Origin of the sequence: Butyrivibrio sp. MB2005 (assembly GCF_000424285.1) — a bacterium.
Taxonomy (GTDB): Bacteria; Bacillota; Clostridia; order Lachnospirales; family Lachnospiraceae; genus Butyrivibrio.
Genome location: NZ_AUJP01000019.1, coordinates 51328 through 71227, shown reverse-complemented (window position 1 = coordinate 71227; position 19900 = coordinate 51328). Strand labels below are relative to the sequence as shown.

Here is a 19900-nt window from a genome sequence, read left to right as displayed (position 1 = left end):
TTACTTATCCTCTTCCTTATCCTTAGGTCTTGACTCTACGATTGAATCGATAAGACCATAGTCGAGCGCTTCCTGAGCTGAAAGCCAGTTGTCACGCTCTGTATCCTGAGCAATCTGCTCATAGGGCTTGCCTGTATTCTCAGCAAGAAGTGTGTTTAACTTCTCTTTTGTACGGATGATGTGCTTAGCAGCAATCTCAATCTCAGTAGCCTGACCCTGAGCTCCGCCAAGGGGCTGATGGATCATGATCTCTGCATTGGGAAGAGCCATACGCTTGCCCTTAGCACCGCCTGCAAGAAGGAATGCGCCCATGCTTGCAGCCATACCGATACAGATTGTGCTAACATCGCACTTGATATAATGCATTGTATCGTAGATAGCCATACCGGATGTGATCTCACCACCGGGGCTGTTGATGTACATGTGAATGTCCTTGCTGGGGTCCTCAGCCTCAAGGAAAAGAAGCTGTGCCACAACAACACTTGCGGAAACAGAATTAACTTCCTCACCCAGGAATACAATTCTCTCCTTTAAAAGTCTTGAATAAATATCGTATGAGCGCTCACCGCGGCTCGTCTGTTCTATGACATAAGGTATTAAACTCATATTCATTGCTCCCTTTTTAATTTTATTTATAAATATACTACACTATTATACCCACAAAGAGTTTATTTAGCAACCACGCAAAAGACCCGGCACATCTGTACCGGGTCCTCTTAAAGGAAACATTATTCCTCATCTGCCTTCTTTGTTGTCTTACGAGTACGCTTCGGCTTCTCCTCTGCTGTCTCGTCGTCCTTCTTAGCTGCAGTCTTACGTGTGCGCTTCGGCTTCTCCTCAGCTTCATCATCGTCCTTCTTAGCTGCTGCCTTCTTTGTTGTCTTCTTAGCAGCTGACTCCTTTGCATTGTCTACAAGGAACTTAGCTGCCTTCTGAACTGCAAGGTCATCCTTAAGAGTCTTGATCTCACGCTCGCCCATGAGCTCCTTAAGCTTCTCAATCTCCATCTTGTACTGATCAGCCATCTTCTTAAGCTCTTCATCAACTTCTTCCTCAGTAGCTTCAAGCTTCTCAGCTGCTGCAACTGCCTCAAGAACAAGTCTTGACTGGATGCGCTCAACAGCCTGGGGCTTAACCTGCTCAAGGAGCTGGTCAACAGTATTGCCTGTGTACTGCATATACTGATTCATATCCATGCCCTGATACTGAAGTCTCTGAGCGAAATCGTTAACGATCTGACGCTGCTGAGTCTCGATCATCTTCTCAGGAAGCTCCATCTCAGAATCCTCGATTACAGCCTTAACAGCCTGATCTTCCTTCTTAGCCTTAGCCTCAGCCTCTTTACGCTCTGTAAGCTTCTTCTTAACGTCTTCTTTATACTCCGCAACTGTCTCAAACTCAGAAACATCGCTTGCAAACTCATCATTAAGCTCAGGAAGCTCTCTTACCTTGATGCTCTTAACTGTGCACTTGAATGTAGCGTCCTTACCTGCAAGATCCTCTGAATGATAATCCTCAGGGAACTTAACGTTAACGTCGCCTTCCTGACCGATTTCAAATCCAACGAGCTGCTCCTCAAAACCGGGAATGAATGAACCTGAACCGATTGTAAGAGGATAATCTGTGCCCTTGCCGCCTTCGAATGCAACACCGTCAACAAATCCCTCGAAATCAAGAGTTACGATATCATCGTTCTGAACCTTACGATCTGTAACCTCGATTGTTCTTGCATTTCTGCTTCTCTCCTGGTCGATCTCAGCATTGATCTCGTCCTCAGTAACATCAAGGTCTGCCTTCTCAACAGATACGCCCTTGTACTTACCAAGCTTAACCTCAGGCTTAAGTGCTACTGTAGCTGTGAAGATGAAAGGCTTGCCTGCCTCGATCTGTGTAACATCGATATCAGGATTGGAAACAACGTCCTCGCCGCACTCATCAACTGCCTTGGGATATTCCTGGTTGATCAGCTCATTAGCTGCATCCTCGAAGAAAATCTCCTTGCCGTACATACGCTCGATCATATGACGGGGAGCCTTACCCTTACGGAATCCAGGGATCTGGATCTTAGACTTCTGCTTGTTGAAAACTTTGTCGATTGCTTTATCAAAGTCAGCTGCTGCAACTTCGATTGTAAGCTTAGCCATGCTCTTCTCGAGCTTTTCTACTGATACGCTCATTAAGTTTACTTCCTCCTATAAATACATATCTGAACTAAAACATAAAAATATTTACACAACTCTTATTGTGCTGTTTTTATCTATGTAAAACGACCTATGCCAAAATCATTAGGCACAATCGCCTAACGATTATAACATAGGTCGGTATCAATTTCCACAACTAATTTTTTACCTGATTTACTCGGTACTCATGTGAGCATTACTGTATCTCACATCTCCCGTGACATCCTCATCAAACCAGTCTGCCGGCTTGTAGGCTGCTGCCGTCTCCTCATCAGGAAACTCTACTTCTGCAAGGATTCGTCCCTCGAACTTCCCTTCAAACACATCAAGTTCTATCTTGAGGGAATCCATTACCTTCTGAAGCTTATCATCCGATGAATCAAAAGCATCTTTATTAATAGGAATAATATATCTCTTTTTTGAAATAACATTTCCGTCTGCTTTTGCCACCAGATGCTCGTAAGAATCTTTATCAAGAGGTAGGTTATATTCTGTCTTCCCTATATCCCCTGACACGGAGGACCCGCCGTCAGCCTTACCAAAATCCTTATGACTTTTGTAGGTCATATAGAAGCGCTCATCCTCACGTCTGACCCTTATTGCGGGAACAACGCTCAGATACCCCTGCTCAATAATATGAACCGGATACTGCTCAAGATCCTTCGGGAGCTCCTTAACCGTGAATTTTCTCTCTATCTCAACGCCCATTACATATCCTCATCAAGAGATCAGAGTTTATATACAACCTTTTTGCCAAGCTCATCTGCAGTTTCCTTGCCGCAGAAGCGCTCTACGATTGCAAGTCCGAAAGCCATGGCTGTACCCATGCCTCTGCTGGTAAGTATGTGACCGTCTACCGTGGTCTCGCTCATCTGAACATCGGCACCCTTAAGCTCGCCCTCAAGTCCCGGGAAAACGCAGGCTTTTTTGCCCTGAAGGAGTCCTGCTCTTCCGAACACTCCCGGAGCTGCGCAGATAGCACTTATGAATTTACCCTTGCTGTCAAAGGCACAGATATTCTCCATAAGCTTTTCTGTATTCTCAAGATTAGTTGTTCCGGGCATTCCTCCGGGAAGAACCAGCATATCCATTGCATCAAAATCAAGGTCATCTATAACCTTATCAGCCTTCACTTCGATTCCATGGGAACCTGTAACCTGAAGTGAATCCGTTACAGATACCATATCTATAGTAAGGCCCGCTCTTCTGCAGAGGTCAACCACAGTAAGAGCCTCTATTTCCTCGAATCCGTTTGCAAGAAAAATTGCTATGTTTGCCATAATTTTGTCCTCCCTTAAAATATCTAGTATTTAATCATTCCATTATCAAAATATGCAGCTCTCTCATCCAGAATCTGTCCAAGTCCATTATCCATGAGCTTTGCTTCCTCGTAGACCCTTTCACCATCAAAATCCAAGGGATTACAGCATATCAGATTATATGCGTATTCAACCAGCATCTTATCAATATTTGTCTGATAATCGGCCTCAGGCTCCAGAAATACATTACTTGTCAGGAAAAAGTAATTGTCCGCGGTACATACATCATAGAATTTCTCAAACCACTCCCTGTCTGCCCAATCGGACCCGTAAGCCCAGGTCGAAACCTGTTTTTCCCTGTCATTTTCAAAAAACAGATTATTAACAATACTGTAGTCAATTGGTGTTCCGGGATATTTATTTTCATTAAGCTCATCGCCTGATAAATCCCTCGGTGCACCCTCATCCGTAAGTGTATGATCCGGCGTAAATGCAACATTCACAGCATTCTCAGTAACCGCAAGCCAATTGAGGTACTTCATTACCGCATCTACCTTGTCCTTACTTCTGTTTGGAACCATGATATAAAGTCCGGTTGAAGGCTCACAGACATTCCTGTATCCGCCATTCGGAAGATCAAAACACATAACAGGATCAAAGCAGATATGACCTTCATTCTTATTCAGTTCAGCAAAAAGACTGAAGGGTGCAGTGTTATCATCCACGAAAAATCCAACCCTGCCGCTCCTTATATCCTCAATGTATTTTTCATTATCTTTATCCGCAGCAAAATCCAGACTTATAAGCCCATCTTTGTAGTACCTGTTAAGCTCCTTAAGTCCTATATTTGCTTCATCTGTAAGAACCAAAAATCTTTCCGAGTAAAGATATGAGTCCCTGGGACTTAGCTCTTCGATAAATGATCCAACAAAACTGTTGTAGGCCTTCTCTGAGTTAACCGTACCGCCCATAGCCCAGGGTATAACGTCATCCACTCCGCCGGGATTCTTTTCTTTCACGGCGTAGAGGTATTTCTCAAGCTCTTCCTTATTAGTAGGCTCATTCATTCCAAGAGCTTCACACCAGTCTCTTCTGACATATGCCACATGCCTTGGCATCACAAAGCCTCTGTGCTTTACGATGGCTGCCTGCAGGTCATTGTACTGTCCCATCTTCTGCAGTTCACCGATGTTCTTCGAAATGTCCTTGCCATAATTCTTATAAGCCTCTGTCAGGTCGGATATCTGTCCCATGCCTGCCAGTTTTCCAAAAAGAGATTTGGAGTAAGAAAAAACTATGTCAGGTGCAGTTCCTTCATCGATCATTTCCTGAACAGTTTCATTGGTATTTTCTCTTTTTATGGCGGTAAAATGAACCTCGACTCCGGTTTCTTTTAAAACCTGTTCCCTTATCCATACTGCCAGCGCATTGTCATCATAACCTACGCCCTCAGCCATATCTCCGCGGTCCCAGACCATGCAGGTAATGTAGTTAGTATTGGCTTCATTGGGATCGAAGGTATCTTCGCCGCCAAAAAGGCCGCAGCCCACGCACGACACTACAAGTACTGCCGCCAATAAAACACTGATGATTTTCTTAATGTAGCTTCCCCTCATAAAAGCCTCATTATTCTACGAAATGCTTGATTGTCGATTCGCCTATAAATAACTCTCCCGGAAAAACGATATGTCTGTGACTGCTCCTGGACTCAATAATGTCAAACAGAAGCTTAACCGTCTCCCTGGAAATCTGATCCAGTGGCTGGCTTATGGTCGTAAGTCTGGGATTGGAATATCTTCCTATCTCCATTCCATCAAAACCGCAAACACTGATATCTTCGGGAACTCTTAGTCCCGCATCCGCTATTGCTCTCATGGCACCTATTGCCAAAAGATCTGTCACGCAGAAAATTGCTGATATATCTTTTCCCGACTCAATAATTCTCTGGGTGGTTCTATAGCCATTCTCCACTGAGAAATGCTCCATGGTCTGATCCACATAAAAAATATTCCCTTCATCAACAGGAATCTTCCTCATGACAAAAGCATCACGATATCCTTCCAGACGAAGGTGTCCGACAGAGCGCCTTCCCATAGCCTCGGTTATTATGGCTATATTGGTGTGCCCAAGATTCATAAGATATTGAGTTATATGTCTTGCTTCAAGTCTGTCATCAACAGAAACCGTAGAATATTCTGCTGTGGAATTTTCTTCAAGGAGAGTAGCGCCTATCGTAGAGAAAACTGCGGGAACTTTAAGTTCCTGCAGCTTTTGCCTTGACTGCTCCGTGCCGCCTCCAAGGAAAATAATTCCCCTTAGTCGCTTTTCATTTTCAAGCTCAAGAGCTACGTCTGCTTCGTCCTCTTCAGCGCCTGCATGTCGAAGGACAAGAGCATAATTCTGCCTGTCTATCTCCTTTTCAAGGATATCGATCATAGGTGTGAAAAAAGGATTGGTTATTCCTTTAATGACAACGCCGATACACTTTGCATCTGTACGCTTCAGGTTTCTGGCACTGTCATTTGGAACATATCCTGTTTCCTTTATAACTGAAAGGACTTTCTCTCTTGTTTTGGCACTTACATCCACATGCCCGTTGATGACGCGGGAGACTGTACTGACGCCGACGCCTGACAGTCTCGCAACATCAACTATAGTAATCTTAGACATTTGCACATCTTCCGTAGGTCTTTGCCATATCCTTCATCTTCTCGGCTAGCTCGGGTGAAAGAGCATCACTCTTCATGCGCCATGTCCAGTTTTTACCAAGAGTGGAAGGAGTGTTGATTCTTGCTTCGCTTCCAAGTTCAAGATAATCCTGCATAGGGATAATGGCTGTATCTGATACGCTCATGAAAGTAGCTCTGATGAATTCCCAGGTCACATTCTTGTTTGACTTAAGGTTCAGATACTTCTTTGCAAAAGCCTTATCTGTTCTCGGAATAGTCTTGTACCATCCAAGTGTTGTGTCGTTATCATGAGTTCCTGTATATACGATACTGTTCTTCACATAGTTGTGAGGCAGATAATCGCTCTCTTCCCTTGCATCAAATGCAAATTGAAGAATCTTCATTCCGGGGAATCCGGTCTTTTTAACAAGGGCAATTACGGAAGGTGTGAGGTATCCAAGATCCTCAGCGATGACTCTGATATTACCAAGTTCCTTCTTCATCACTTCAAAAAGTTTATAGCCGGGTCCCTTTACCCACTCACCGTTCTCAGCTGTGGGATCACCGTAAGGAATTGAATAATACTCATCAAAACCTCTGAAATGATCGATTCTGATAACGTCGTAGAGCTTGTAGCAGCCGCGGATTCTTGAAATCCACCACTTAAAGCCTGTCTCTTCGTGATAGTCCCACTTATAGAGCGGATTACCCCAGAGCTGACCTGTTCTTGAAAAAGCATCGGGCGGGCATCCTGCAACCGCTATCGGAAGATTTTTCTTATCCAGCTGGAAAAGCTTAGGATTTGCCCATGTATCTGCGGAGTCAAATGCCACATAGATCGGGATGTCACCGATAATGTCTATTCCCTTGCTGTTAGCATAAGTCTTAAGCTCAAACCACTGCTTCATGAACAGGAACTGGATGAACTTGTGAAGACCTATCTTATCAGCATATTTCTTCTTTGCTTCATCAAGATCCTTCTTTTTCCTGAGGCGAATTCCCTCTGGCCACTCAACCCAGCTAAGACCGTCGTAGCGCATCTTAAGGGACATATAAAGAGCATAATCCTCTAACCAGTCTGCGTTCTCCTTAACAAAAGCATCGAACTCTTTCTTAAGCTCTGCCTTTGGTTTTTTCTTACTGTTTTCTGAAAGACCGCTGTTCACATAAGCTGTCTCCAAAACAACATAACGGTTCTTGAAAAGACGCTCATAATCAACGTGCTCAGGATCTGTTCCAAAATTAACCTTCTCAAGATCTGCAGCCTTAAGATAGCCCTCCTCGACGAGCTTCTCAAGATCCACAAAATAGGGATTGCCTGCATAGGTTGAGAATGACTGATACGGAGAATCTCCGTAGCTTGTAGGTCCAAGAGGCAGAAGCTGCCAGTAACTCTGACCTGCGTCTGCAAGGAAATCTACATACTCGTATGCTTCCTTGGAAAATGTGCCGATCCCGTACTTTGACGGAAGGCTGAAAATGGGCATAAGCACGCCGCATTTTCTTGTGTTCTTTACTTTCTTTGCCATTTCATTTTGTCCTTCTTATATATGTAAATTTAGTATTACCAAAAATTAGCACGCGAAAACTACGAAGACGCTCTTTAAATTGCCACCTGCCCATGATGACAGCATCTTTTTATAGTCCGTTGTCGCGAATACCCCAGATCAGATTTCTCCACTGCTCCATCTGCTCTGTTGTCATGAAACCTTTGGATGTTCCCATATAACCAATCTTGTAGGATGAGAACAGAAGCGCATTCTTAATAGCATTTACAGAATCGCCTGTCTCCTGATAGTAGTGAAGGAAACATGCAAACAACGCATTACCTGCGCCGACAGTATTAACGATCTCATTAGTTTTAACTGTCTTATAATCAGCGATGAATTCACCTTTTTTATCGAACAGGATAACACCCTTTGAGCCGCGGCCCATGATGATGATCTCTGTTCCGTAGGTCTTACTGATTCCTCTTATGAAATCATAAGGATCCTCTTCAAGCTGATCGTCTGAAAAATAAAGGATAGAAGCTGCATCAAGGAACTCCCTGTTGTACTTCTCCTTCTCTCTGCAGAAATTACGAATATTGACAGCAAGCTTCTTGCCATGCTCGGCAGCTGCCACAGCAAAAGGTCTGCAGAAGTTAGCATTTGCAAGAACCATCATGTCAGCCCATCCTGCAAGCGGAGCAAACATGGACATATCATATACCTTATCACGCAGATCCTTGATGTCCTCAAATATCTGCTTCTGTCTGTCCTTATCATAAAGGATGACACAGTTAGGAGTCTCTTCCATCATCTGTACAACGTAATTCGTTGATAAATGAATCTTGTTTCCGGGCGGATTAAGCTCCTCTACAGACCTGTCACGGCCTATGATGGACATGAATTCAACTTCATCTCCAAGCCATCTGAGTGCAAGGGATTCATTGTAAGCATCTCCTCCAAGACCAGTGTAAATGGAATTGACCTCGGTAGTTAACGGAGCGTAAGTTATCGGAACCTTGTCCACTCTGACAATCGTTTCAACCTGTGTGATACCTGCAACCACAAATTTACCCATTTTGTGCCTCCTTATTGTTCCGGAAAAATCCGGCTAATTGACGCTTCTTCGGTAATCAGTCGTATGTCAAAACTCTTAGCATTTCCAGATATCTGATGACTTCCGCAAGGTAATCATCCGCTCTGAAATCGCCCTCCCTAAACCTGCCTTTCAGCACTCCTTCCTTGGTCATGCTCACTATATTCTCAACCAGCTCATAGTTGGCACTCTGCTTAAATCTTGTTATATCGCCTCTGTCCAGGATGTTTCTGATATTCGCCTCATAAGCCTCTCTTGCAGGGAGTATGGCTGTTGCAGCTTCGGGAGTATCTTCTCTGGCTGCACTGTATAAAAACAGCTGAATGTAAGGATACTGCTTCATACAAGTTGCAAGTACCTTCTCTATTTCCTCCCTAATTGAAAAAAAGTCTGTCTCATCCTTGGAAATACCCGTGTTGATCTCAATATTAATTACACGAGTGCTGTAATCGTAGACGAATTGATATAACCCCAGCTTGGTTTCGAAATAATGAAAAATTAACCCCTTACTAATTCCGGCCATTCTCACTATATCATCAGTGCTCGCATGCATATATCCACCCAAGGCAAAAGCCTTAAGCGCCGCATTGATGATTCGGTCCTGTTTTTCTTTCTTTAAGTCAAAAAACTTTTCGTTCATTGAAAAAGGATCTCCTGTGATTGACCGGCTTAGTCCATTTAAATATAGCATTTTCTGGCATTTTTTTCAACGATTTAATCTCAGGTGCTTTTCTTATCTGACAATTTGTATTAAAATCAATTTATGTTCTGTTGTATTTTTTACAAATCCAAGCAGGGCTACATTATGAAGGGAGAATATATGTCTAAGCATTTTGGAAAAATAGTTCTTTTTGCAGCTGCTGCAGGCGCTGCCGCTGCAGGTGTTTATTATTATCTTACACAGAAGGATTCAGATTTTGATGATGACTTCGATGATTTTGAGGAATTTGATGAAGAGGATCTTGATGATGAGGAGCCTAAGAGTTCCATCGGACGTCACTATGTAAGCCTCAATTCTTCAGCTGCTGAAGAGGATCTTGCAGACGAAGATGATGATTCTGAAGATAGCGAGCCCGTTAAAACAGAAGAGTTCTTCGATGATGAAGACGATGATATAAATGATCTCAAGAAGATGGACGGCGCTCTTTGATTTACCAAATATGAGATTTTTATGACCCGCAGGATTATCTTGATCCCGCGGGTCTTTTTATAGTCATCTGTAACTTCCGTTAACTCTTTTGAACTCTTTCTTATATTCGTACATCCGCTGGTCAGCTCTTTTTAGTACTTCCTCAACTGACTTGTCAAGTAATGGATCAAAGATTGCATGTCCATAAGAAGCCGAGTACCTGTAGTACGGTTCTACTTCCTTATTGCTGTAAGCAGCTGTGAAAGCCTCCTCCATATCATCTACAAGTTCCATCCTGGTATCATAATCAGCATCCTTTAGAATGACAACAAATTCATCCCCGCCAATTCGAAATACCGGCGATCTCTTGAAAGCGTTGCATACAATACTACAACACCCCTTTATATATTCATCGCCCAGCTTGTGGCCATAAGTATCATTCACATACTTAAGATTATTCACGTCAATCATCACGAAGCCAAAACAAAACAGCTTTTTCTTATCAACATCTTCCTGCAACTTAGCTATAGCGCCATTGTAGGCCGTTTTACTGCCAACGGAAGTCAGGGCGTCCTTGTAGGCCGTTTCGCTTATTTCTTCTATCTCATTCTTGGCCCTGTTGAAGTTGGACACATAATAAGCACTGTCCTTAAGCGAAAGAAGCAAAGCGTTATACAGCTCATCTATCTCATTATTCAGATGAATGTTCAGTGATTCGAATCCATTTAAGTTATCGAACCTGTCTTTGTCTGTATCAAACTTAAAGGACTGGATACAGCTTGTCATCTTTTCAAGGGGTCTGAACAGAATTACAGAGAGCAGGATATTTACACCTATGATAACAGCAAGTATTACAACCGTTATTACCACCAACAGCTCAATAATAAACTGGATTCCTTTTCCGTACAGCTCATTGAGAGAGAAATCAACACCCATACTGCACATATAATTACCTTCGCTGTCCATTATCGGCTTGATATACGCAAGGAACGTCACTTCCCGCTCGCCTATCCGATTCTTTTCAAATACACATTCCTGACCGGAAATCATTCGGTCATAGACAGCGGCGGTCTCTTCGCCTGCTAAATAAGTATTTCCAACCGTGGCGCTAGATCCATAGAGCATACTGTCCTCGCCTGTCTCAATCATATCCACGATCACACGACCGTTTAACGGACCATCTTCTTTATCCTTGAAAAACTTATATATGTATATGTGTTTTACATCAAGGTAGCTATCCATAATGAGCTTATAATGCTCAATAAGATCTTTATACTCGTCTAAGGAATAATTATTCTCCATATAATAATCTATCTTCTGGGCATCAAAGTTCTCAGCCATAAGCATAGTTATGCCTTGTGCCATCTTAACGTGCTTCTCCACGTTAATTTCTTCGTATCTCTTATATGAAATACCGATTATCGATGAGCCTAATATCAGAAGGCTCAATATAATGATAGATGGTATGCGGTATTTGAGGCTCATGTATTTTTTCAAAATCCGCTTCATAAAATACCCTCGACTGCTAACTCCCTATGACAATCCCTTTGCCAGTCAAAATAGGCAACTGCTACTATAATTATCTCATTATTTTACATGGATAAAAATTAAAAAAAAGTAAAAAATGTAAAGTCTCTATTGCTTACCAGGACTGGGGTTACAGCATTAAACTAATGTCTGAATCGCAAAAAGAGGATATCGGAATTCCGACATCCTCTTGGATTCTTTTTGTTGTCCGGGCCAAGGTTAACTTAATGATATAATCCCGGTCTTTTCTATGTTTTATGCCTGTGCCGGAGGATTGTTCTTCATATCCTCTGCGATCTTTTCTTTAAGGTCCTTTGCCTTCTCCTTAAGACGGGAGTTAGCTGTTCTTGAAAGGATGATATTTCCTACCATCTTATTGGCCATGTCATAATCCTTGACCTCAAGACCAATGGCAGCCATGAGATAATCGAGTGTAAGCTCATCCATTCCTGCGATTGGCGGAGTCTCGCTCTGTCTTGCAATTACGAAGCCATCAAGAGCCTTCTTAAGAAGATCAAGCTCTTCAGCCTTATTGGCCTTCTGCTTCTCTTCATAGCCCTCTGTAGCCGGATCCATGTGCTCATTCTCACCACGGATAAGCCATGCCATCTTAAGACACAGATAAGCCTTCTCGGAATTCTTGGACTTTTTAACCATAGCAGTAGCAATGGCGAGTTCATATCGCATTCTTGCTTCTTCATAGGTGTAGGTCACCTTGCCAAATTCATGCTTTTTAAAGTTGGCACTGATCTTACCCTTGATCTCATCAATCTGGAACTTGGTCAGATTGCCATAGTACTTGGCAAGTGTGGAATATCCGCAGTTAGGGCAGGTAACTATATCGTACTTGCTGGGATCAATCTCATTGTAGGTATTCCTAAGATCCACATCCTGGCTCTTAACACGTACTTTACCGGATCTGACAGTCTTCGAATCAAATTGAGAATCACAAATAGGACATGTGTACTTCTTATCAAAAAGAAGTGTCTCCTCATTTAAAGGCAGGGCTTGCTTTTTAGGCTCTTCCTTTTTTACCGCCTTCTTTTTAGGATCCTCGTAAAGCTCTTCATCTTCAAGCGCTCCAAGTCCGAATTTCTTAAGTCCATCTAAAAATCCCATTTTGCCACCTCACAAGAAAATAGTATTTTATGCCTTCGGTAATACAAACGAACTCTTTAATGAAACGATGCGGTTAAATACCGGCGCTCCATCTTTGGAATCCTTGCTGTCTACACAGAAGAATCCGTTTCTCACAAACTGGAATTTATCATAAGCCTTAGCTTCCATAAGCTCGGGCTCCAGCTTAGCATTCTCAATAACTGTGATGGAATTGGGGTTTAAGTTAAGTGAACCGTCTTCGTTATAAACGCCCTTTTCCTCATCAATAATGTTCTCATAAAGTCTTACTGTTGCTTCGCCGCACTCCTTTGCTGATACCCAGTGAATTGTTCCCTTCACCTTTCTGCCATCGGGGCTGTCTCCGCCCTTGGTCTCGGGATCGTATGTGCAGTGGATCTCTGTCACATTGCCATCAGCATCCTTCACACAGCCTGTGCAGGTTACGAAGTAAGCGTTCATGAGACGAACCTCGTTGCCGGGGAACAGTCTGAAGTACTTCTTCGGAGGCTCCTCCATGAAGTCTTCACGCTCAATCCAAAGCTCTTTTCCAAAAGGAATCTCTCTGCTTCCAAGCTCCGGTGCTTCCTTGTTGTTCTCGATGGGAAGCATCTCGATCTGTCCTTCCGGATAGTTGTCGATGATAAGCTTAACCGGATCAAGAATAGCCATCATTCTCTTTGCCTTGGGCTTAAGATCCTCTCTGATACAATACTCAAGCATTGCATAATCAGCTGTTGAGTTAGCCTTACTTACACCACAAAGCTCAACGAACTTCTGGATTGATTCAGGAGTAAAGCCGCGGCGTCTAAGAGCAGCTATAGAAACAAGTCTGGGATCATCCCATCCGTCAACTATGCCGTCCTCAACCAGCTTCTTGATGTATCTCTTACCTGTAACCACGTTCTGAAGATAGAGCTTTGCAAACTCGATCTGACGCGGAGGATTCTCATATTCACACTCGATCTTGACCCAGTCATAAAGCGGTCTGTGATCTTCAAACTCAAGTGTGCAGATGGAATGTGTAATTCCCTCTTCTGCATCCTCAATGGGATGTGCGAAATCATACATGGGATAAATACACCACTTATCGCCTGTACGAGCATGTGTCATGTGAGCAACTCTGTAGATGATAGGATCACGCATGTTGATGTTAGGTGATGCCATATCGATCTTTGCTCTAAGTGTCATGGCTCCGTCTTCTACGCTGCCGTTTTTCATTTCTTCAAAAAGACGAAGGTTCTCTTCTACACTTCTGTCTCTGTTAGGATCGTTCTTGCCGGGCTCTGTAAGTGTTCCTCTGTACTCACGCATCTCTTCAGCTGTGAGCTCTGAAACATAAGCCTTGCCCTTCTTAATAAGCTTAACTGCATTCTCATACATCTTGTCGAAATAATCTGATGCATGGAAAAGTCTGTCCTCATAATCAGCCCCAAGCCAGTTAACATCCTCGATGATAGCGTCCATGAATTCGGACTTCTCCTTGGTGGGGTTGGTATCGTCAAATCTCATGTTGAATTTGCCGTTATATTCTTTTGCAAGACCATAGTTTAAAAGTATGCTCTTAGCGTGTCCGATATGTAAAAACCCATTCGGCTCAGGCGGAAATCTTGTGACAACGTGGTCGTAAACGCCCTCCTTTAAATCCTTGTCAATCTCCTGCTCAATAAAATTTCTTGATTCTTCTGACATTTTCTGTAATTCCAATCTAATAAACTTTAATTCGAAACAGCGAAGCCTTATAGTGAGTCTTCGCCGCTTATATTATTTTACCACACAATGCAAGCCTTTTGTACATCATAGCAAAAAGGCCGGCATTCACTTGATATACTTCTTCTCAAATTCAGCTGCATCAAGAGGCTGTGAGAAATACTGTCCCTGCGCAAGAGGAACATTTAAGTCCTTAAGAATGTTAAGCTGCTGCTTTTTCTCAATACCCTCTACGCAGACATCTGCATTAATGGCTCCTGAAAGGTCCATAAGTGACTGAACAAGAGATACTGCATAGCTTTCTTTTCCAAGCTCACTTGTTATGGTCCTGTCGATCTTAACAACGGCAAATGGATATGCCCTAAGTCCGCTTAAGGAACTGTAACCTGTTCCGAAATCATCAAGAGAGAGCATAACTCCCATCTCGCTTATCTTCTCAATGGCACCCTTTGTACGCTCTGTGTTGTTCATAGTAAGAGCTTCGCCCACATCGAGAATCAGCTGATCAGGACCTATGCCTGCTTCTTCAAGAGCTTCTCCGATCTTGGCTGCAATATCCGGCTGCATCAGCTGCACAACGGACATATTTACATGGATCTTCATCTTGCGCTTAAGCTTCTTGCTCCATCTGCCGCACTGCTTGGTGGCTTTTCTAAGGACATACTCTCCTATAGGATTGATAAGTCCAAGGTACTCTGCAAGAGACAAAAACTCTGCGGGGCTTACTGAACCAAGGCTTCTGCTGTCCCATCTGACAAACGCTTCCGCTGCCACAATCTGATCCTTGTCATCTATCTGCAAAATAGGCTGATAATAAACCTCGAACTCATTGCAGCTGTCCTCCACAGCCTTATACATGGCTTTTTCCATATCAAGTCTGCGGATGGTGGATGCATCTATACTCTCAGAATACTGTGATATTCTGTTTTTACCTGACTTCTTGGCTTCATACATGGCGATATCGGATTTGCGGATAAGTTCCTCAACCGTATCTCCTGCAGTAGGGAATTCAACGATACCCATACTCATAGTGCAGTAATAATCGCCATCCTTCAGATACCAGGGTGTCGCAAAGGCTCTCTTTATCTCCTCAAGAATACTGTCGACTCTGTCGTAGCTTTCCGGAGGAACGATGATGACAAACTCATCTCCGCCCATTCTGTAGCAGGAATTCTGTACGCCATCGATAGACTTTATGGCAGCGGAAATATCCTGCAAAAGCACATCGCCGTATTGATGCCCAAGACCGTCGTTTATCTTCTTGAAATCATCAAGGTCAAGGTACATAAGCATACCCTTGGTATTGTTTGTCTTAGCCTGCTCCACATAGGTAACAAGATCTCTCTCACAGCAAAGTCTGTTGTAAAGACCTGTGAGGAAATCGGTATAAGCCTGCTGCTCTATTCTCTTTTGATATATCTTTTTCTCAGTGATCTCATAGATTGCGCAGAGGGAAACAAGCCTTCCGTCAACCCACTTAATCCTGGTGTAATAAAGATCAAACCATCTGTCTTTTGCTTCGTAGTAAATCTCATAATTGCCGCTGTGACTTCTCGGCGGAATGTTTGCTTCAAAAAGATCCTTAAGTGTGTTCTTCTGAAGCTCTTTTGCAAAATGCTTCTTAAGACTTCTGTTTGCAAAAAGCAGCTCATCAGTCTTCATACATCTTACATAGATTGCACTTCCCACGTTATCAAGTACTGCCTCTAAAGAATTAAAGGAGCTGGCAATGGAGTTCCTCTGAATTCTCTTGGTAATGATATTCTGCAGGATCTTGATGGAATCATTTATGAACTTGATATCATTTACGATCCACTCTCTATTCTCTCTGGTCTCTGCAAAGCATGCATAGAAAGGAATCTGTTCTGCTATTACAATTGGAACTGCCACAACGGCATATATTCCAAGGTCCTCAAGCTGTTCCCTCTCACCGGCATTCATAGTGGTACTGCCTGATACAGCAACCATCTGTGAGCTTCCGATGAACCAGCATCTGTCCAGATCATCGGTCTCTTCGAAGACGTTGTATGCGCCTTCAGTCTTCCACTGGACTATGGCATCCATCAGGTGATCTTCCTGATGCATCCTTGCGATAAAAGCATTGCTGATATCGAGGTATTCACAGATTTTCTGCAGGATCTGCAGCATTACGGATTCAATCTCATCATCACTGTCAAGGAGGGATACTATCTCCGTCATTATCTCAGCGCGATGGAAGGAAACCTTGAAATCCTCTGATCTCTTGAAATTCTCTGCTGTAGAAGCTGCTGCCTCATCCTCTGTCTTTTTCGCCCGAACCATGGCAACAGAAGTAATCCTGACAAAATCAAGAGTATTGTAAAATTCCTTTTCAGTTATCATGTGGGGGAAATCGCTTACGGGCTCAATGTCGTACAGATCCGGCTCGTACTCAATATCCTTGAGTACGGCGCAGATAATCCATACTAATCTTGCCTTGCCTTCGACCTTGGCAGCAACAGCAGCAATCCGAAGATTGGGGATCAGTGTGCGCTCAACGGCCTGATCCTCCAAATCACCTTCGGTTACTCTCTGAAAAATGTTTCTGATATGAATATCATCAACAGCTTTTTTTATTGTGGAAACCTCGAGCGGGCTCCCTGAAAAATCGGAGATCTTCTCTCCTGACATATCCAAACAGCATAAATAGACTCCTGCTATGGATGTAAAGGCATCCTGCCATCTCCGGAGTTCTTTATCCCGTATCTTTATTGAATTTGCTGAGTTTTTATGGCCTTCTCGTTCCAAAAAACCCGCCTCCTTGAATATGTATTATTCGTCTACACTGTAGTTAGGCGCTTCTTTTGTAATGTGAATATCATGAGGATGACTCTCTTTGAGTGCAGCGCTTGTCATCTTAATGAACTGACCATTTTCTTTTAACTTATCTATTGTATCACATCCGCAGTAACCCATACCTGAACGAAGTCCGCCGATGAGCTGGAATACTGTATCTTCTACAGTTCCCTTGTATGCTACACGGCCTTCAACGCCCTCGGGAACCAGCTTCTTGGCACCTTCCTGGAAGTATCTGTCCTTAGAGCCGTTCTCCATGGCTGCGATTGATCCCATTCCACGGTAAACCTTATATTTTCTACCCTGGAAAAGCTCGAAATCGCCGGGAGCCTCGTCGCATCCTGCAAACATTGAACCCATCATAACAAGGTTACCGCCTGCAGCGATTGCCTTTGTGATATCTCCTGAGTACTTGATACCACCGTCTGCGATGATCGGGATACCATACTCTTTTGCTACTGAATAGCAGTCCATAATAGCTGTGATCTGAGGAACACCAATACCTGCAACCACACGTGTTGTGCAGATAGATCCGGGTCCGATACCAACCTTAACAGCATCTGCACCGGCTTCGATAAGAGCCTTTGTAGCAGCAGCTGTAGCAACGTTACCAGCGATAACCTGAAGATCCGGGAATTTTTCCTTGATCATACGAAGGCATCTAAGAACGTTCTCTGAATGTCCGTGTGCGGAATCAAGTACAATAACGTCAACCTTGGCATCAACAAGAGCTGCTACACGGTCAAGGCAGTTAGCACTGATACCAACGCCTGCTCCGCAAAGAAGACGTCCCTGATCATCCTTTGCTGAAAGAGGATACTTGATTGTCTTTTCAATATCTTTAATTGTAATAAGTCCTACAAGATTGTAGTCATCATCAACGATAGGAAGCTTCTCCTTCTTGGACTTTGCAAGGATCTGCTTAGCTTCTTCAAGTGTGATACCTGCCTTAGCAGTAACAAGGTTCTCACTTGTCATTACGTCCTTGATCTTCTGATCAAAGTTCTTCTCGAATTTAAGATCACGGTTAGTGATGATACCAACGAGCTTCTTGCCCTCTGTGATCGGAACACCTGAAATTCTGAACTTAGCCATAAGAGCGTCAGCATCAGCAAGTGTATGCTCAGGTGAAAGTGAGAAAGGATCTGTAATAACGCCGTTCTCTGATCTCTTAACCTTATCAACCTCATCGGCCTGAGCCTCGATTGACATGTTCTTGTGAATGATACCGATACCACCCTGTCTTGCCATAGCGATAGCCATGCGGTGCTCAGTAACTGTATCCATACCTGCACTCATCATAGGGATATTAAGTCTCAGTTTCTTGGTAAGCTGTGTGCTTACGTCAATCTCATTAGGTACAACCTGTGAATATGCAGGTACCAAAAGTACGTCGTCAAATGTAATTCCTTCGCCGATAATCTGTCCCATTATTACTCCTCTTTCCTTCCTTAATCTGTAAATACTTTACGTGGTGCCACGTTTTTAACTGCTTCAACCATCTGAGAGTTAGGTTCAAAAATAACCTTTTCTCTGCCGTCATAATACATTGTATATGTAGAATCAGGCTGTTCATTTGTTCCAGATGAAAAATCAAGTGTTCTGTAATTAGTGTTTTTACGATAATCGTCCAGATGATAGGACCTTGAAGGAGCCAGGGCTTCCATCTTATCAGTCTCAAAAACTGCTACCCTTTTTCTCCTGCTCTTGTTAAGAATCTTGTCTACTGTGATCTCTCTCTCACAGTACTGATACTCATACTCAATAGAAGCATTGAGTGATACGAAGTAACCCGCTACAGCAAAAACTATACATGCGATTACGAGCACAATCATGCCGCCCAAAAATCCCATAATAAAAGCGAGAGCTGCCAATGTGAAAAGCACATATTTAAGTACAAGCATTAAAGGTGATGCTTTTCTGGCAACCAGTACTTCTACGTAACTGTTGTCATTCATCATATTGATTTCCTTCCGATTAACTTTTTAAAGGATATGATATATTAACATACAATAACTTGCAATAATAATTATACCTAGAAAAAAGAAAAAAATTAATAAAAAAAATAAGTTTTCTTATAATATTCACAATTTTGTTTTATAATCAAAAAGTTATTATAGGAAAAAAGGAGTTACAAAATGAATATAAATGAAGAAAAAAGAAGCCAGTGGCAGGCTTTGAAGGGCATGGGCTTCAAGGCGCACCTTGAATATTTCTGGGATTACTACAAGATCCACACCTTTGTAGCGATCTTTTCGATAATAATGCTTGTCATGCTTGTTCGTGATATCAGCTCAAATAAGCCCTATGCACTGAATGCCATGTTTGTAAATGCCGCATCCTTTATCGGATCTGACCCCCTGGAAGCAGAATTCGCCGAAGCTCAAGGCATTAATACAGATGAAGAAGAAGTATATATCGATACAACAACTTCTCTCTCAGCTGATGGAGCAGGCGGTCAGATGGATTACACCACCATGGAGAGAATATATGCCATGATAGCCGCAAAAGAACTGGATGTTTTCGCAGCTGACCCTCAGCTTTTTGAGAATTTCACCAAAAACGAGATGTTCCTCGATCTTAGAGATGTTTATTCTGAGGCAGAGCTTGAAGCCCTCGGCGATAAGGTATATTACATAGACTACGCAGAAGTTATTAAAGCCAAAGAAGAAGCTGAAAAGGCTCTCGCAAACGGAGAGATGGTAACTGCGGAAGATGAAGGAAACTATGAATTCGTAAGAAGAGATCCTGCAGAAATGGAGCAGCCTATTCCCATGGGCATCATCCTGGAGGACAGTCAGAAGCTTACAGACTATGAATGTTACATCGGAGTTACACCAATCGCCGGCATAGCTGCCAGCACTGAGCGCCCTGAAGTATCCAAGGCTTTCATCGATTTTCTTTTAAAGTAAA

Annotated in this window: 17 protein-coding genes; 2 read left to right on the top strand and 15 right to left on the bottom strand. The window is 43.0% G+C overall.

The window, feature by feature from the left end:
• The 9 genes from clpP to G610_RS22220 all read right to left on the bottom strand — a co-directional run bounded on the left by clpP (position 1) and on the right by G610_RS22220 (position 9331).
• The gene (gene clpP / locus G610_RS0111395; protein WP_026524898.1) at positions 1-606 is read right to left on the bottom strand and encodes an ATP-dependent Clp endopeptidase proteolytic subunit ClpP; all 606 of its coding nucleotides are present in this window, start codon (positions 604-606) and stop codon (positions 1-3) included.
• 122 nt (positions 607-728) lie between these two features.
• Positions 729-2177 (bottom strand): trigger factor, encoded by a 1449-nt coding sequence (gene tig, locus G610_RS20635; protein ID WP_035797420.1) that lies wholly within the window; start codon positions 2175-2177, stop codon positions 729-731.
• A gap of 177 nt (positions 2178-2354) precedes the next feature.
• The gene (locus G610_RS0111385) at positions 2355-2888 is read right to left on the bottom strand and encodes a CYTH domain-containing protein (RefSeq protein ID WP_026524897.1); all 534 of its coding nucleotides are present in this window, start codon (positions 2886-2888) and stop codon (positions 2355-2357) included.
• A 20-nt stretch (positions 2889-2908) separates the two neighbouring features.
• Entirely contained in the window at positions 2909-3460 is a 552-nt protein-coding gene (locus G610_RS0111380; RefSeq protein WP_026524896.1) for a DJ-1 family glyoxalase III, read from the bottom strand.
• Between the two features lie 23 nt (positions 3461-3483).
• Positions 3484-5055, bottom strand: coding sequence for an extracellular solute-binding protein (locus G610_RS0111375; RefSeq protein WP_026524895.1), 1572 nt, complete (start codon positions 5053-5055; stop codon positions 3484-3486).
• Between the two features lie 10 nt (positions 5056-5065).
• On the bottom strand, positions 5066-6109 hold the full coding sequence (locus tag G610_RS0111370; protein WP_026524894.1) for a LacI family DNA-binding transcriptional regulator: 1044 nt from the start codon (positions 6107-6109) through the stop codon (positions 5066-5068).
• Complete coding sequence (gene malQ, locus G610_RS0111365; RefSeq protein WP_026524893.1) at positions 6102-7637, bottom strand: 4-alpha-glucanotransferase; 1536 nt, start codon at positions 7635-7637, stop codon at positions 6102-6104. The genes G610_RS0111370 and malQ overlap by 8 nt, the downstream gene beginning before the upstream one ends.
• A gap of 109 nt (positions 7638-7746) precedes the next feature.
• The gene (locus G610_RS0111360) at positions 7747-8673 is read right to left on the bottom strand and encodes a carbohydrate kinase family protein (RefSeq protein WP_026524892.1); all 927 of its coding nucleotides are present in this window, start codon (positions 8671-8673) and stop codon (positions 7747-7749) included.
• Between the two features lie 55 nt (positions 8674-8728).
• Positions 8729-9331 carry a TetR/AcrR family transcriptional regulator gene (locus G610_RS22220; RefSeq protein WP_051197946.1) on the bottom strand — a complete coding sequence of 201 codons (603 nt, stop codon included), beginning with the start codon at positions 9329-9331 and terminating at the stop codon, positions 8729-8731.
• 165 nt (positions 9332-9496) lie between these two features.
• Here G610_RS22220 and G610_RS22215 point away from each other — a divergent pair, with 165 nt between their 5' ends.
• Positions 9497-9841, top strand: a complete 345-nt coding sequence (locus G610_RS22215) for a hypothetical protein (protein WP_051197945.1) — start codon at positions 9497-9499, stop codon at positions 9839-9841.
• A 63-nt stretch (positions 9842-9904) separates the two neighbouring features.
• Here G610_RS22215 and G610_RS0111345 read toward each other — a convergent pair whose 3' ends face one another.
• From G610_RS0111345 to G610_RS0111320, 6 genes are all read right to left on the bottom strand, one after another.
• Positions 9905-11329, bottom strand: a complete 1425-nt coding sequence (locus G610_RS0111345; RefSeq protein WP_081667382.1) for a GGDEF domain-containing protein — start codon at positions 11327-11329, stop codon at positions 9905-9907.
• 273 nt (positions 11330-11602) lie between these two features.
• A complete protein-coding gene (locus G610_RS0111340) occupies positions 11603-12466 on the bottom strand; it encodes a DUF2225 domain-containing protein (protein WP_026524890.1) in 864 nt (287 codons plus the stop codon).
• 27 nt (positions 12467-12493) lie between these two features.
• The gene (locus G610_RS0111335) at positions 12494-14155 is read right to left on the bottom strand and encodes a glutamine--tRNA ligase/YqeY domain fusion protein (RefSeq protein ID WP_026524889.1); all 1662 of its coding nucleotides are present in this window, start codon (positions 14153-14155) and stop codon (positions 12494-12496) included.
• A 126-nt stretch (positions 14156-14281) separates the two neighbouring features.
• Entirely contained in the window at positions 14282-16939 is a 2658-nt protein-coding gene (locus G610_RS0111330; RefSeq protein WP_051197944.1) for an EAL domain-containing protein, read from the bottom strand.
• Positions 16940-16963: 24 nt separating this feature from the next.
• The gene (gene guaB / locus G610_RS0111325; RefSeq protein ID WP_026524887.1) at positions 16964-18418 is read right to left on the bottom strand and encodes an IMP dehydrogenase; all 1455 of its coding nucleotides are present in this window, start codon (positions 18416-18418) and stop codon (positions 16964-16966) included.
• A 20-nt stretch (positions 18419-18438) separates the two neighbouring features.
• Positions 18439-18948 carry a DUF6106 family protein gene (locus G610_RS0111320; RefSeq protein WP_242829646.1) on the bottom strand — a complete coding sequence of 170 codons (510 nt, stop codon included), beginning with the start codon at positions 18946-18948 and terminating at the stop codon, positions 18439-18441.
• Positions 18949-19125: 177 nt separating this feature from the next.
• Here G610_RS0111320 and G610_RS0111315 point away from each other — a divergent pair, with 177 nt between their 5' ends.
• Positions 19126-19899 (top strand): hypothetical protein, encoded by a 774-nt coding sequence (locus G610_RS0111315; RefSeq protein WP_026524885.1) that lies wholly within the window; start codon positions 19126-19128, stop codon positions 19897-19899.
• Position 19900: the final 1 nt, after the last annotated feature.